Below are 15,425 nucleotides of genomic sequence, written 5' to 3'. Positions count from 1 at the left end.
TTATTCCTACGCCTGTGATCACAATCTAATGTATGAGTCAGTTAGGCAATTATTGATTGCGTAATTTTTCGAGACGAGCCTGTAGCTCAGCCAATTTTTGGTTTTGTAATTGAATTTTTTTAGTATAGCTACTAAGAGTGCTACTCGTACTTGATAATCGTTGAGCCTGTGATGCTGCTTGTTGCCGCGATGCTTTAAGTGTCTCTAATATATCTGTACTCAAACCATTCCCTGTGTTTGATGCTGCTTTCGCTTGAGTGCCATCTGCATTGCCATCTCGCCCAGGCGCAAGCACAGAAAATTGTGCTTTTGATAAAGTCTGTGTTTTAGTCGTAGTGGCTTTCTCAGGGCGTTTGACCGCTTGCGTACTTATAGAGAGTTTTTTAAAAGGTCTTTGAGCTGTTTTTTGCATCGCCGCTGTATTTGCTCTGCGAATATATTGTCTTTGTGCATTGATAGCTGCTTCTAAATTTTTCTGTGATGGTATGACATCATAACTAGGTAAAATAAGCTTAGCATCTGCTTTTAATTGATCCGCGTCTTTATTGATAAAAGCATCAGGGTTTTGTGACTGAATTTGCTTCATCACGATGGAAGTATCTAGATTGTTTTCTTGCGCGATCTGCTGAGCAATAATCCATAGGCTATCGTTACGTTGTACTTGGTATTGATTAACTATCGTACTATCTGTTGCTATGTCATTTGAAGGCACAGTATTGATAGCGCTATTAGTAGTTTTCGACGTTGTATTGTCAATAGAAGCAGCCAAGACGCTAGTAGCATTTTTCTCAATATTGCTTGCGATGATACTAGGATTCAGAGTAGGTACGGGTGATGTATCAGCATCTGTTTTTTTACGACTCGGCTGTATCTGCCGTGTGACTTGAATATTTAGAGTGTCGAGTGGTTTATCAATTAATACTTTATCTAAGATTGGAGTGCTTTTTATACTTGCCTTATGGCTATCGTTGTCAACAGCTTTCGTAGTTTCAGTGTTGTTGTTTGCATTTAAGAAACTGCTATCTAAACGGTTCGCTGAACTAAGTCCGTTATCAGTCTTCTTTGCATTACTGCTAGCATTTTTTATATCAGAGTCGCTATTTAAGCGCCCATTATCAAGCCGACTAGGCGCGTAAGTAAGATTGCTAGTCTGCGAAGTAGCAGTCACTGTCGGAGCTTGTATGTTAGACACTGCTCTGGAAATGGAAGAATCAACTGCTGCTATGTTTGCTAGAGCTGGTTTATTTGCAGCAGCGTTAGATACCGATATTAATGGCGGCGGCGCACCTTTTCTTACGGTTAACGGTTTTGCAGCGCTTGCAGAAACACTTGGTAAATTAAGTTTCTGAGTGCCTTTGATATTGTTCTTGGAAGCATTATTAATCGGTAGACTATCGTTTAACGGCATCAATAATGTTTTTGGTACGACATTTTGCTGCCCATTATCATTGATCGACAACACCAAATCAGCAAAAGGCTTGGACACAGGCTGTGATGTGCTGATTAATACCTGACCACTGGTCGCTGAAGTTGCTTGAAAGCGCACCTGCATTGAGTCAGTCGGCGTCAATCCCATCTGTTGATAGATGACTGGATTGGCCAAGCTCGCTGAAAAGTCAGCCGCTCGTATGTCAGTAACCACGATACTTGCGCTCAACGGTTCATGCTGAGCTGAGCTAACCACGGTCTTACCGATAGTTGCCGCTTGCGTGCTTGGAATAATAGCGGCCAAACCTACAGAATAAAGTAATGCCATCGATACCGCGCGATGTACAGGAGTCAAGCGACGAGATAAATGACAAGACATGAGCAGTCCTTTACAAAATAAGTTATCTTTGCTGTTATAACAAAGTACGGTTTAGTTTACCAGTTTATTTCACAACTGTTGCGTCCAATGCATAGATGTTTATTTAATGTTTATCTTATTTTCTTGTCAAGTAACATCGCATCGCCATAGCTGAAGAATCGATATTCTTTTTCAATAGCATGTTGATATGCCTGTTCAATCGCTGCTTTGCCAGAAAAAGCTGATACCAACATTAGCAACGTCGATTTGGGTAAATGAAAGTTTGTTAACAGTCGATCAATGACACCGAATTTAAACCCTGGATAAATAAAAATGTCCGTGTCCCCTGACCAACTAGAGAGTGCTTGCCCATTGATAGCTGTTTTTTGATAAGCCGTTTCAAGGACGCGAGTCACCGTGGTACCAATAGCAATAACCTTATTACCATTTGCATGCGTTTGATTAATTAGCTCAGCAGTTGCTTGTGGCAAATGTGCATACTCACTGTGCATAGTATGATTGAGTAGGTTGTCTGTTTTAACTGGCGCAAAGGTACCAGCGCCAACATGCAATGTCACAAAAGCAGTATTGATGCCTTTTTCTGCCAACTTATTGAGCACCAAGTCATCGAAATGCAAACTTGCTGTCGGTGCAGCGACACTTGCAAGCTTAGCAGGATCATGGAACACCGTTTGATAACGAGTATTATCAGTATCATCAGCATGACGTTCAAAGTAGGGCGGGATAGGTAACTCGCCGTAAATTTCTAAATCAGGCAAAATTGGCGCATCAAAGGCTAAAACAAACAAGTTGTCCTGACGACCAATCATCGCGCCACTCATATGACCATCAGCAAGTTGAAAACGTTGACCAAGTTTCAGTGCTTTGCTGGCTTTTACATGGCAAAGGGCAATATGTTCTTGATTGACTGACTTATTATCTGAATCTTCTAAATGCAGCGTCGTTATATCTAAGTCTGAGACAGTAACCAATCGCTCAATCAAAACCTCAAGTTTACCGCCAGTATCTTTTTGACCGAATAGGCGTGCCTTCATCACCTTTGTATCATTAAAGACAATCAGGTCTCCAGCGTCTAACAATTCAGGCAATTCAGAAAACAAACAGTCTTCTACAAGCGTAGCATTTGTGTCAGTGTGAGCAGGCAAGTACAAAAGTTTTGAAGCAGAACGTTGTGCCAATGGATATCGCGCAATCAAACAATCTGGTAGATCATAGTCGTAATCTTCTACGCTTAGATAATCTAAGACGTCACTGTTGTTATTGGTATCAAGCGGGGCATTAGAATCGGAAGATGCAGTGTGGGCGTTGGTCATAATCAGTCTTTAAATGGATAGAAATTTTGGCATAATTGTAGCAGAAATACTGCTATAAAAGGTTGCTTTACTAAGTAGTCACCGTGCACAAAACATATTTGAACTACTTAAATAGCCTAAGCGATAAGCTGTTAACTGTTCTAATGTTTACTACGCTAGTCTTTGCTTATTTTACTCAAATAAATTTAATTGAGGCAATAGTTGGGCTGCAGGTGTCAAAGACGAAAAAGTGACCCCGACTAATCGGATAGGGAGCTGGCGAGGGATATCTAAGAATAACTTATCTAACCAGTAATGTGCAGATTCAGCGCTACTAAAAGCGGTGGTTAGCGTGTGCGTACGGGTAATCTGAGTGAAATCGGCATACTTAACCTTGAGTGTTATAGTATGAGCGATGAGATTTTTTTTGTGCAGCTGCGCGAAGGCATCCGCGTTTTGTTCATAGATTTGTACACGTAACGCCGTGTCATCGTTTAGGTTTTCTCTAAAAGTAGTCTCCGAACCAACAGACTTATGCAGGCGCTCAGATTTGACAGCGCGTTCATCCCGACCATGAGCGATATCATGATAAAACTGTCCTCGCTTACCAAACTCATTAATCAATACTTCGGCTGACATACGGCGTAGATCAGCACCGTTAGTCACGCCCATTGCATGTAATCGCCTTGCCGTTGCTTTACCTATCCCATGAAATCGTTCAATAGGTAGTGTGCTGATAAAAGCATCAGCGTCTTCTGGCGTGATAATAGCGGTGCCGTTAGGCTTATTGATATCAGAGGCAATCTTGGCCAACATCTTGTTGAAGGATACGCCAGCAGAAGCAGTCAATCCTGTATGTTGTAATATTTGTGCTCTTAACCAATTGGCCATTAATGTCGCTGAGCCTTTATGTACGGTAAGACCAGTGACTTCGAGATAAGCCTCGTCTAGCGATAATGGCTCAACATGAGGCGTTAAGCTGTACATGATATTGCGAATATCGCTGCTAACAGCTCGATATATTTCAAAACGTGGTCTAACAAATATGACTTCTGGACAACGTTTGCGAGCTTCATAACAAGACATGGCTGAGCGGACCCCAAACTGACGTACCTCATAGCTAGCCGCTGCTACAACACCGCGACCATTTGGATCTCCACCAACCACTAGTGGTTTGCCCCGTAATTCTGGGAAGTCACGTTGTTCTACACTGGCATAAAACGCATCCATGTCTATATGAATGATTTTACGTGGATTGGATGCTGTAGGAGTTTTCATTATTAATATTTTACATCGCTCAATACTTTTATTTCAGTATCGATTATTAAACGGTAAAGGTTTTTTTCGACTATAGAACCATAAAAATATGGCAATATGCGAATAATTTATATATCAGTAATTAAATATAGTGTAAGGTTAATAGTTGAATAACAGACAGCAATTAGAGGTTGACAAACATACCTTAGTGAACGTATGTTAACTGCATATATTCTAAAATACGCATACATTAAATATTATAGATTTTCTATACCGTCTGTCTAAATATTATCGCCTTCCGTCATAAATATTATAACTATATGTTACAGTTCTAATGCTATCGTTTTACAATATATTAATCACAACAATTAATAGTTATGAAAGTAATAAATGGTTTTTTATAGGAATTTTATTTACCTGATAAAACATTGTTTATAGCTCATACCAAACTTATGAATTGAGTACTGGTAAATTAACTTTCTAAAAAAATAGTAATGAGAAAGTTCAAGATAATAAAGGAGCTGATAATGAGTCATGAATTAAAAGGGAGCGATTTGACAAGAGCAATGTTAGCGCGCGGTGATGAAAATATATGGTGCGCGGTTTGTGATGAAAGCGATGAACAAGCGATGATGGATCAGTGTGGTAATGATTTTACCGCTTATATCGTGTCGTTCAATGATGGATATTTTTATTGTAGTGCTGGCATGCCATGGAGTTATGCAGTACCAATTAAGATAAGCGCTGTTATGCCATTTGAAGTATCGATATAAACGAGCTAGAAATTTATTAAAACAAATATAATAAGCACAAAAAAACCTCCGATAAAGGAGGCTAGTTTGTACTAAATATTGGTACCAGTGGTCGGACTCGAACCGACACGCTTTTAAAGGCAACGGATTTTGAATCCGTCATGTCTACCAATTCCATCACACTGGCATGTTAGAAGATAATGTTTATTAAATAAATATTATCGAATTGGGTTACAGTGTTGACTGTATAGGCTGCGTATTATAGCAGCCTATTTGCATGCGTCAAGAATTATTTAATATAATTTTTCTATTCTTTGAATCAGTATCAGTTAGCCTCAATCTAGCCGACAAAGGCACGCTCAACTGCGTAATCTGCCTGCACACCCATACGTGGTGAAACAGTTAGGCCGAAGTCATCTAAAATAGCAGAAACCTCAGCATTAAATGGCATGCTGCCACAAAGCATGACACGGTCGTCGTCTTTATTCATTGGCGGTAAACCAATATCTTCAAACAATTTGCCTGATTTCATCAAATCAGTGACACGACCTTGGTTTCTGAATTCTTCACGCGTAACGGTTGGATAATAGATGAATTTTTCGCGGAACCATTCACCAAAGATTTCATCATTAGGCAGCTCATTTTCAAACATTTCACGATAAGCCAAATCATGAACATGACGTACGCCATGTACTAAGATAATTTTGTCAAAACGCTCATATACTTCAGGATCACGTGCTAGTGACAAGAAGGGAGCAAGGCCAGTACCAGTAGAGAGCATGTAAAGGTTCTTACCTGGTAGCAGATCGTCCAATACTAGTGTGCCCGTCGGCTTTTTACTGACTAACAGCTCATCACCTACTTTGATATGCTGTAAGCGTGAAGTTAACGGACCATCTTGAACTTTGATAGAGAAGAATTCTAAATGATCTTCATAGTTAGGGCTGGCAATTGAATAAGCGCGTAGTAGTGGCTTGCCATCAACAACAAGTCCAATCATCGCAAATTCGCCATTACGAAAGCGCAAGCCATCGTCACGAGTGGTTTTGATACTAAATAGAGAATCATTCCAGTGATGAACCTCTGTGACCGTTTCGGTGCGAAGTTTTGACATAAAGTCCTCGTTAATAAGTTGTTATTTGTGTGTTAAGTTTGAATAAGTATTAAATCAGAATTTTCAATGTTAGATTGAACATTATAAAAACGTATCAGTCTTTTAATCGTTGTCGAAACTGCTATTTTTATGAACGAGTAAATGATGAGTAAGTGTAATACAGCTGGTTTATCTGCTTATATATAGCCAGCTATTACGTCATTAGACATAGTAAATTTGCGTCAACGATGACAGCATTACTGGTCATATCATCCAAATGTAAATGACTCTCATCAAATTTCTTGCTCATAATACCAAACTTTAAAATAAAAATCCGTCTAGCAGTGATTGTCTAGCATGATAAAATGGAATATCGTTAGTGAGTAATTTTGTATCATTTGGCAAAACTGCTTTATCAAGACAGTTTTGTATTACTGGAGTTGGTATATGCTTGATGAGAATCCCCTGTTAGATAACTACCATCAAGCTCCTGTCATTGGCTATCACCGTGCGCCGATTTCACAAAAATTCGGTGCGCCGCGCCAGCCAAACCTAGTAGCCCTGACTAGTGTCATTGAGATGTTAGCGCCATATGATACGCCAGCTGCATTTGATGGTTTGGATAAGTTTAGCCATATATGGGTGAGTTGGCAGTTTCATCATAATTATCGATATAAAAACAATAATAAAACCAGTAGTGACTTTCGCGCTCAAGTACGACCACCGAGATTGGGCGGTAATCAAAAAATAGGGGTATTTGCCAGTCGAAGCATGTATCGTCCTTCGGGGCTAGGTTTGTCTGTCGTCAAGCTCGAACAGGTCAAAATAATAAAAGGCCGTGTATTATTGATTATCAAAGGTGCTGATATGATAGACGGCACGCCAATCATCGATATAAAGCCATATGTGGCGTATAGCGATGCGCTTGTAGAGGCAGAGAGTGGATTTGCACCAACTGCTCCAGAGTTATTAACTGTGACCGTGACCGATGCTGCTAACGAACAGTTTATGATGTTAGTAAGCGCAGGCGAGCCTAATGATGCTAATAACGATGATACAAGTATTAAAGACGTAAACGCCGGATTAAGTAATGCGACAGTTGCGTCTACGATTCATCGTATACAAAATCAATTGATAGCCTCAGATATGAGCATTATCGAAGAGCTAATTGCCCAAGACCCGCGTCCAGCTTATCGACGGACAGAGGTAGCCACGCCATTTGTTATGCGCTATAAATCGGTTGATGTGAGTTTTCAGTTGATAGAATCAGGACAGCTACAGATAATCGCTGTGGTTACGGTGTAGCTGGTTTGCATTGATATCATTTTTGACAACACATTTTAAAATAATAGAAGAAGAGAGATATGTCTGCTCAACAGTACTCGATAGTGATTGATTTGCGTTGGTGTCTAGATGAGCTATTGGCAGATAAAGTGATTGACCAACGCGGCTATAACCTAGTCATTACTAGCCGTCGCGACAAAGCGCAGCACCCTCTACTAACGATTAGTGAATTTGGCTTGCCTAATGGCCATGCGACGAACAATAGCGCTGAAAATAAATTAACTTTGGCTTGGCTCAACCAGTGGTTGGCGGCTAAAGCAGATATGTCTCTCGTTCGTATTGACCCTCTAAAAGTTGATGTCCCTGCAGTCACACAATTGATGTCATTTGAATATGCACGTTCACAGCATATTCTACCGATTGAAGTCGCTGTAGACGAAGTGATTATTGGAACGGATCAGCCTTTTTATACTGACTGGCACTCAAGTATTGAAAAATTGATCAAATCAAAAAGCTACCGTACGGTCTATATCAATCCTGAGCAGATTAAACGCTATCGGCAAGAGTTCTATCAAGTCACCCAAGCGATTGCAGGCGCAAACAGTGTCCATAAGCGTGCAGCTGCTGATGTGACCAATGTTGAAGCATTATTGCAACTGGGTGACAATACTAATCCTGATGCCAATGACCAGCATATTGTTAGAGTTGTTGATTGGCTGTTGCAATATGCCTTTGAGCAACGAGCTAGTGATATCCATCTAGAGCCACGTCGTGAGACAGGTAAGGTTCGCTTCCGTATTGATGGTGTACTCCATACGGTGTATGAAATGCCATTGGCAATCATCGTCGCGGTGACCGCACGTATCAAAATTTTAGGGCGGCTAAATGTTGCAGAAAAGCGTAAGCCGCAAGATGGTCGTTTAAAGACGCGAACGCCGAAGGGACTAGAGACAGAGCTTCGTTTGTCGACTATGCCAACCGCCTTCGGTGAAAAGTTGGTCATGCGGGTGTTCGATCCTGAAGTACTGGTACGTTCCTTCGCTCAGCTTGGTCTATCAGGCAAGCAGCTTGAAACATGGCATGAATTGACTGCTCATCCAAACGGGATTATTTTGGTCACTGGGCCTACAGGTTCGGGTAAGACCACGACCTTGTATAGTACTCTCAAGCAGTTAGCAACTGAACAAGTCAATGTCTGTACTATTGAAGATCCTATTGAAATGATTGAACCTGCATTTAACCAAATGCAAGTGAATCCAGGTGTCGATTTATACTTTGCTGACGGCATTCGCTCTTTGATGCGTCAAGATCCTGATATTATTATGGTGGGGGAGATTCGTGATGCCGAAACAGCCAATATGGCAGTACAAGCCTCATTGACAGGGCATTTAGTGCTCTCGACACTACATACTAACGATGCGCCAAGTTCAATCACTCGCTTGCATGATTTGGGTATTCAGCCATTTTTGACATCAGCGACTATCTTAGGCGTAATGGCACAGCGTTTGTTACGTACGCTATGCCCGCATTGCAAAAAAGCGGTAGACGTTATGCCAGACAGCGAGGTTGCCATTCAATGGCAGGAGTTGGTACAACCTTGGCGTGCGCCTGCCCCAGCACAAATTTATATTGCTCAAGGCTGCGAGCATTGTCGACACACTGGTTATCAGGGACGAGTCGGCCTATACGAGATTATGCCGTTGTCTAACGAATTAAAAAAACTGGTTGCAGCCGATACAAACTTAGATGTACTCAAACAACAAGCCTATCGTGAAGGTTTACAGCCATTACGTCTATCAGGGGCAAAACGTATTAGTGAAGGTGTGACAACCATAGAAGAGGTGATGCGAGTCGTGCCTCTTAATTAGTCTTATGTATTAGGACATGGATTGGTGAATAGGTTTTTAAAAGTAGGAAATACGATGCTACTTGAAAACAGCTTCCTTTACAGCAATCAATATAATGAAAATTCAAATTTTTAATTCCCAGACTTTTAATTGAGAAAGTTTTAACAACGAGATTATTTATGTTTACAGATACTCATTGTCACCTTAACCGTTTAGATTTGACGAAATACGATGGTAAATTATCTGGCGCGATTGACGCCATGAAAACTGCTAATGTCAACCGTGCGATGGCAATCATGTGTGATTTTGCAGAATATGATGAGATTGCCAATATTGTGAGCACCTATGGTGACGAGACGTTAAATCTAGGGATGAGTGTAGGGATTCATCCTTGTGAGAATATCGAGGTACTGAAGTCAGCGACGGTTGAGCGTCTAATAGAGACTGCTGATAAAGATCATGTATGGGCAATAGGTGAGACAGGGCTAGATTACTATTGGTCTACAGAAAATAAAAAAGAGCAGCAAGCTAGTCTTGCACGTCATATCCATGCCAGTCAGCAACTAAAAAAACCGCTTGTCATACACATGCGTGACGCAAAAGAAGATACGATCGATATCTTAAAAAGTGAAGGCGCTGAGCATGGTATTATTCATTGCTTCACTGAAGATTGGGAGACTGCGAAACGTGCTTTAGATTTAGGATTTTATATCTCCTTCTCAGGTATTGTCAGTTTCAAGAGTGCCCAAAATATCCAAGATGCTGCAAGGCACATGCCTAGAGACAGGATCTTGATTGAGACTGACAGTCCATATTTGGCGCCTGTACCTAAGCGTGGTCGTCCCAATGAGCCTGCCTACGTACCTTATGTCGCGAGCTTTATCGCAGATATGTATGGTTGTGATAGTAACGAGGTTGGAACATTAACCGCAAAAAACTTTGAAAATTTACTGGCACAGTATCGCTAAAATGGTTATGCTATGACCAGTCAGTCATTTATGTGATAGTCGTATAGTTCAATCCCCTTTAGTATTTAATTTACTAAATGTAACTATATGATTATCAATGACTATTTGTAAATATAAGCATATCCCTTTTATGGTATTTCAGCAGTTCTTGTATAGTTTTATACGCTCATTGCCAAATGTACGCACATAATTGATGGTCATATGCTTAATCTTGTCATGTTTTAGGAGAGATTATGAGTCGTCAGCACCAGTTCAAGGCACGAGAAGAGAACATCTTAGCGATGGCAGAACAATTGCTACTTGAGTCAGGCGATGGTGATATCACTTTAGACAGTTTGGCAGATCAGCTCGATTTGGCTAAAGGCACCCTGTACAAGCATTTCTCCAGTAAAGATGAGCTTTATCTGCGTATTATTATTCGTTACGAAGAGCAATTGTTTGAGATTAACCGTATTGATGACTGCCCCTCGGCAGGCGTTGCCCGCATGATTTTTCAGCAGTTATTCAATCCGCAAAAAGCCATGCTATTGAACCAAATTGAAGAGCGTCTGGCAGCATCAGTGACTGGTCTCAATCGTTTGTTTGGTGAGTTATATGATATCCGTCGCCAGCGCATGAAACGTTTGATTGATATTATTAGTGCATACTTAAAAGACGAACACAGTAATTTGAGTACTCGTGATTATCTATCGTCTATTTGGGCGATTGGTCAGGGCGGTGCAGGACTACTAAACTCAAGCTTTTACCAACGCTACTTAGGTCGTCGTGATACGCTGCGTTACGCCTTTGTTCAGCAAGTACTAGAGTTGCCAAGCCATTATCCTGCTGACGATGAAGAGGTCATGGATGAGGACATGCAAGAGCTGGTAGAGCAAATCGATACTGAATCAGAAGAGCACCGTAATACCAACTACTAAAGTAGTTATTAATAAAGTAGCAAGTAATTTTTGGGTTGTGAACCTTTTTCGGCTTTAATAAATCGTGTTGTAATGCTTACTATTGCAGCACGAATTGCAGTATGAATTCACGTATCTTCTAATATTATTCAAAAACTCTTTCTCATTCTGCGACAATTAAAATTGGGCTTATAGGTGCAATATGCCGGTCAGTGTTAAGACGCAGTCCAGTTCAGCGGCTACTTGCTTTTTTACTCTAATTAATCAAACGTCTCAGTCAAGCTGCTTAGATACAAGACCTACAGACCATTGTCACAGCTGCGCCTCCATATCAAGAAATGCTTATCACTTATCATCATTCTCATCAATAAACAGTCGGACACAGACTGGTTTTACATTGGTAGAAATCGTGGTGGTAGTGGTTATCTTATCTATATTTGCTGGCATAATGAGTTTGTCTGTCGGTAGCAGTGAATCCCGCAAAAATCGCGCTTTTTATGAGCATCTGACCGATTCGTTGAGCTACGTTCGACTATTATCGGCTGAACGTATGCAGCCGATGGGTTTGCGTATGCAGGCAGATAAGCAAGGTCAAGTAGAGCCAGTCATTGTTACCCTATCAAATCCATATATCGCATACCAGACAACAGAGATGATGTCAGATAGCATCGACAGTCAGCCTAAAAATGCTATGGAGCTGTCGGCAGAGGTGGCTGGTCTATCAGGCTCTACTGATGAGCAAAAACCAACGCCAAGTTGGGAGGTCGAGTCAGGTGTTAGCTTACCTGAACTGCCTACTGGCGTAAGTATTAGAGTTCAAAATTTGGATTCTAGTAGTTTACAAAATATGGGACGAACCCAAACGTTACAGCCTTGGTTTAGCGACCAAAACGTACCACAAGTCTTGTGGTTTGGTACAGGACAAGCAACGCCCGTCACCATTGAAGTGCTTCATGATTCGCGTTTAGTGGGCGAGGTGATTACCATAATGCCAGATGGTGGCATGCGAATCGGACAGGGGTTATAGTGACTAAATTATACAAACCTCCTATGACAAGCCAGCCTATGTCACCAAAATATATATCACTCAAGCCTAGGCACGAGAGCGGCTTTACCCTTATCGAAGTGATGGTTGCTCTGGCTATTTTGGCAGTGGTAGCAGTCGCGGCGAGCCGTGCCAGTAGTGCATATCTGAGCTCAGTTGATATATTGCGTACTCGTACGCTTGCTCACTTCGTCGCCCAAAATGCCGCCGCTGATTTGCGTATTCAAGAGACGTGGCTGACAGCCAACCGCACCCAAACCGTTAATGCACAAGGGCGTGATTGGCAAATAGCAATGACAGTCGGTGACGCCATCACACCTGCCCTAAAAGAAGTAAATATCGCAGTTGCGCCTATTATAGATGGACAGACGCGTACATCGGTCACTGATATCACTGTGATGCTAAGTAATGCTGAGCAAGATACGGGCAGTTTGGATTTAAGTGGTCTAAGCATAGCAGGTGATAGCGAACAGGCAGGGGGCGGTCTGTGAGACATCAGCATGGTTTCACATTACTTGAACTAATGGTTGCGATGGCTATATTTGCGATGCTAGCCGTTGCAGGCTGGCAAGTGTTTGATGGGGTCAACCGTGCTCGTGAGCGCGCGCAATTCCATGCTGACAATCTGGCTGTCCTGCAGTACGCTTATTTACAGTTACAGCAAGACATGGGTCAAATTATCCCTTATCAAGCGTCGACCCAAAGTGTCAGTGCAGCGAACAATAATACAAGCAACAGTACTAGTTCAGGTAATAATACTCAATCAAGCGAGCAAATAAACGAAATAGCGCCTGAGCCCTTTATGAGCTTAGATGGCGAGCATGTCAGCTTTGTACGCTTTGCCGATCCTGATCCACGATATCAGAGTAGCAATAGTCTCCAACGTATTGAATATATTTTTGCGGATGAGCGTTTGATACGTCGCCAGTATACCAGTATGGAAGACGGGCGTGACAGCGTCAGCTTGGACAGCGTATTGCTTGAGGGTGTCACAGGAGGACGCTGGCAAGCCTATCTACCAGAGCTAAGTACCAAGTTTCCAAATGATGATGCTAGCAGTGGTAGTAGTACAAACGCAGCAGTAGGACAATCAGCGAATACAGTGAGTCCTAAGCCTACATCTGTTTTATTACCGAAAGGAATCGCGGTCAGCTTTACATACCAAGACATGCCAATCACTTGGCAATGGGCACTTGCTCCGCAACCGATATCGTATAGCAATAGTCAAAGCACAGCCAATGATACAGATGGTGGTAGCAATGATAATGCCAATGCCAATAATGACAACAGCGGTAATGATGATAGTGACAATAATAGCAGTGCGGGAACGAATAATTGAGAAGGTAGTAGTTAAAATGCATCAATTGCTCAATAACAAAGGCTATGTATGTCGATGACTGCGAACTCTCAACGCGGTGTTGCACTGCTGACTATCTTATTACTGGTAGTAAGTATTACTGTGGTTGCCGGATCGATGCTTGCTAGCCAAAAAATTGCAATTAGGCGTAGTGGGCTGTTATTCGATCAAAATCAGTTGCTGCAAGATATCGATGCAGGTCAACAGTTGGCAGTGACGATGATTCGCGCTGATAGCAACCTCAATGATACGGATAGTGCGCAAGATATCTGGGCGCAGCCTATACCACCTTATACATTGGCTAATCATAGTGTCAGCATCGAGCTACGCGATGAGTCTGGTCGTTTTAACATTAACAACTTGTATCAAGATGGGTCGGCCAATACCACTGCTTTAGCAGTATTCCAACGACTACTCACGCAACTAAATCTAGAGCCTGATATTGCTATTGCTATACTTGATTGGCAAGATGCAGACGGTGAGGTATACCAAGATGGCGGTGATGAAAGTACGGTATATGCGCAGCAGTCAAATGCTGTAGCAACAGATGCTTTGCCAAATCAACCTTTTGTCAGTATCGATCAGCTACTAGAAGTGACAGGGGTGAGCGATGAAACTCTAGCAGTATTACGGCCTTATCTTACCGCAGTGCCTTATTATGTGCCGATCAATATCAATACTGCCAGTCCTGTATTGTTAGCAGCACTAATTGATGGTGCTAACAGCCAACAGATGCAATCACTGGTAGATATGCGCGCACAGCAGGCGCTGACGTCTATTGATGCAGTATGGCAATTACCGATATTTGGCAGTGTGAATGATGAGCAACGAAAAGCCTTAACACCCATGCTCGCCGTTGATAGCCAAGCATTCATGGCGCTTATCACAGCGACTGATAATGCAACTGTCGGTCAAGCGAGAGAGCGTTTTGCTACTGTTTTGATTAGTAAAACTGTCGTTGATAATAATCAAGTAGTTAATAGTAGTGAGGCTGCTAGTAATAATCAGGCGAGTAACAGTAGTGAGGTAGACGGTAAAATGCCCAAGGAAGTCAAAGTAGTGACACAGCGACTATGGGCATTTCGTCCGAGCTTTTAGCAGATGGTATTTAGTCTTTGAGGCGTGTTTCTTCACTAGACTTCCAATTATATGCTCCGTAAAAAAGCATTTGTGCTTGACGAGTACAGTTATGTAGCATTAGCTGCTTGTTCTCTTCGATTTCGTTTAGATCAATTTCATCATCGTGATCTTCCGTGTAAGTCAGCTCTAGCCAATCAATAATCCAAGAGAAGAACATATTCACGCCAGCCTCCGCCAATAGGCGACGGTCATAAGCATTGATATGGGTAAACGCTGGCTGCAACGCTAAGTCGTCGGCCAACCCTTGAGCATGTATCTTAATCAACTCATTGATGGCTTTGCGTACTGCTTCTGATCCACCATAACGCTCACTGACCAAGAACTGCCAGTAGTAAGGCTGATCGCTGACCATATACAAGAATAGCTGAATACTTTTTGCGATTTGACGATCGAAGCTACGTTTGCGCCCAATCTGCAGGCTATCACTTAACGTGGCCAACGTACCGCCCAATTCCTCAATGACCAAAGCGCGCCCGAGTGACTCCATATCATCAAAATGGCGATAAAACGCCGTCGGCACAACGCCAACCTCGCGTGTTACTTGTCTGAGACTGATAGAGCTAAAAGATTGCCCTGTCATACATAAATCGAGCACAGCATTAAAAAAGGCGTGCCGAGTTTGAAGTTTCTTTTGTTCGCGACTGCTCATAATATTTCAAAATTGTCCGGTAGGTGTTTATCATACTC

The 15,425-nt window shown here is 41.9% G+C and carries 14 protein-coding genes and 1 tRNA gene; 9 read left to right on the top strand and 6 right to left on the bottom strand.

Annotation, left to right across the window (positions count from 1 at the left end; translation table 11 throughout):
- Positions 1 to 49 precede the first annotated feature (49 nt).
- The 3 genes from Q0788_RS03575 to dinB all read right to left on the bottom strand — a co-directional run bounded on the left by Q0788_RS03575 (position 50) and on the right by dinB (position 4,377).
- Positions 50 to 1,807, bottom strand: coding sequence for a peptigoglycan-binding protein LysM (locus Q0788_RS03575; RefSeq protein ID WP_298807927.1), 1,758 nt, complete (start codon positions 1,805 to 1,807; stop codon positions 50 to 52).
- Positions 1,808 to 1,917: 110 nt separating this feature from the next.
- The gene (gene queA, locus Q0788_RS03570; protein ID WP_298807925.1) at positions 1,918 to 3,120 is read right to left on the bottom strand and encodes a tRNA preQ1(34) S-adenosylmethionine ribosyltransferase-isomerase QueA; all 1,203 of its coding nucleotides are present in this window, start codon (positions 3,118 to 3,120) and stop codon (positions 1,918 to 1,920) included.
- Between the two features lie 171 nt (positions 3,121 to 3,291).
- The gene (dinB, locus tag Q0788_RS03565; protein WP_298807923.1) at positions 3,292 to 4,377 is read right to left on the bottom strand and encodes a DNA polymerase IV; all 1,086 of its coding nucleotides are present in this window, start codon (positions 4,375 to 4,377) and stop codon (positions 3,292 to 3,294) included.
- A 506-nt stretch (positions 4,378 to 4,883) separates the two neighbouring features.
- Between dinB and Q0788_RS03560 the strand changes: the two genes are divergently transcribed.
- Positions 4,884 to 5,129 carry a hypothetical protein gene (locus Q0788_RS03560; protein ID WP_057759343.1) on the top strand — a complete coding sequence of 82 codons (246 nt, stop codon included), beginning with the start codon at positions 4,884 to 4,886 and terminating at the stop codon, positions 5,127 to 5,129.
- Positions 5,130 to 5,208: 79 nt separating this feature from the next.
- Here Q0788_RS03560 and Q0788_RS03555 read toward each other — a convergent pair.
- Together Q0788_RS03555 and Q0788_RS03550 are read right to left on the bottom strand one after the other, a co-directional pair.
- A tRNA-Leu gene (locus tag Q0788_RS03555) sits at positions 5,209 to 5,295 on the bottom strand.
- Between the two features lie 153 nt (positions 5,296 to 5,448).
- Positions 5,449 to 6,222 (bottom strand): ferredoxin--NADP reductase, encoded by a 774-nt coding sequence (locus tag Q0788_RS03550; protein ID WP_201566849.1) that lies wholly within the window; start codon positions 6,220 to 6,222, stop codon positions 5,449 to 5,451.
- A gap of 426 nt (positions 6,223 to 6,648) precedes the next feature.
- Here Q0788_RS03550 and tsaA point away from each other — a divergent pair, with 426 nt between their 5' ends.
- The 8 genes from tsaA to gspK all read left to right on the top strand — a co-directional run bounded on the left by tsaA (position 6,649) and on the right by gspK (position 14,696).
- Positions 6,649 to 7,506, top strand: a complete 858-nt coding sequence (gene tsaA, locus Q0788_RS03545) for a tRNA (N6-threonylcarbamoyladenosine(37)-N6)-methyltransferase TrmO (protein ID WP_298807919.1) — start codon at positions 6,649 to 6,651, stop codon at positions 7,504 to 7,506.
- Between the two features lie 59 nt (positions 7,507 to 7,565).
- On the top strand, positions 7,566 to 9,353 hold the full coding sequence (locus Q0788_RS03540; RefSeq protein ID WP_298807917.1) for a GspE/PulE family protein: 1,788 nt from the start codon (positions 7,566 to 7,568) through the stop codon (positions 9,351 to 9,353).
- Between the two features lie 158 nt (positions 9,354 to 9,511).
- Entirely contained in the window at positions 9,512 to 10,300 is a 789-nt protein-coding gene (locus tag Q0788_RS03535; protein WP_298807916.1) for a TatD family hydrolase, read from the top strand.
- 233 nt (positions 10,301 to 10,533) lie between these two features.
- Entirely contained in the window at positions 10,534 to 11,217 is a 684-nt protein-coding gene (locus tag Q0788_RS03530; RefSeq protein WP_057759351.1) for a TetR/AcrR family transcriptional regulator, read from the top strand.
- Between the two features lie 307 nt (positions 11,218 to 11,524).
- Positions 11,525 to 12,223, top strand: coding sequence for a prepilin-type N-terminal cleavage/methylation domain-containing protein (locus tag Q0788_RS03525; protein WP_367179707.1), 699 nt, complete (start codon positions 11,525 to 11,527; stop codon positions 12,221 to 12,223).
- Positions 12,224 to 12,261: 38 nt separating this feature from the next.
- On the top strand, positions 12,262 to 12,732 hold the full coding sequence (gene gspI / locus Q0788_RS03520) for a type II secretion system minor pseudopilin GspI (protein ID WP_298807914.1): 471 nt from the start codon (positions 12,262 to 12,264) through the stop codon (positions 12,730 to 12,732).
- Positions 12,729 to 13,580: a type II secretion system minor pseudopilin GspJ gene (gene gspJ / locus Q0788_RS03515; RefSeq protein WP_298807911.1), complete on the top strand. Its 852-nt coding sequence runs from the start codon at positions 12,729 to 12,731 to the stop codon at positions 13,578 to 13,580. Before gspI ends, gspJ begins: the two co-directional genes overlap by 4 nt.
- 48 nt (positions 13,581 to 13,628) lie before the next feature.
- Entirely contained in the window at positions 13,629 to 14,696 is a 1,068-nt protein-coding gene (gene gspK / locus Q0788_RS03510) for a type II secretion system minor pseudopilin GspK (RefSeq protein WP_298807909.1), read from the top strand.
- A gap of 10 nt (positions 14,697 to 14,706) precedes the next feature.
- Here the strand turns inward: gspK and Q0788_RS03505 are convergent, their stop codons facing one another.
- Positions 14,707 to 15,387, bottom strand: a complete 681-nt coding sequence (locus Q0788_RS03505) for a TetR family transcriptional regulator (protein WP_057759356.1) — start codon at positions 15,385 to 15,387, stop codon at positions 14,707 to 14,709.
- Between the last annotated feature and the right edge of the window lie 38 nt (positions 15,388 to 15,425).

It is taken from the genome of uncultured Psychrobacter sp. (assembly GCF_947500265.1).
Taxonomy (GTDB): domain Bacteria; phylum Pseudomonadota; class Gammaproteobacteria; order Pseudomonadales; family Moraxellaceae; genus Psychrobacter.
This window is presented reverse-complemented; position numbering and strand designations above follow the sequence as displayed.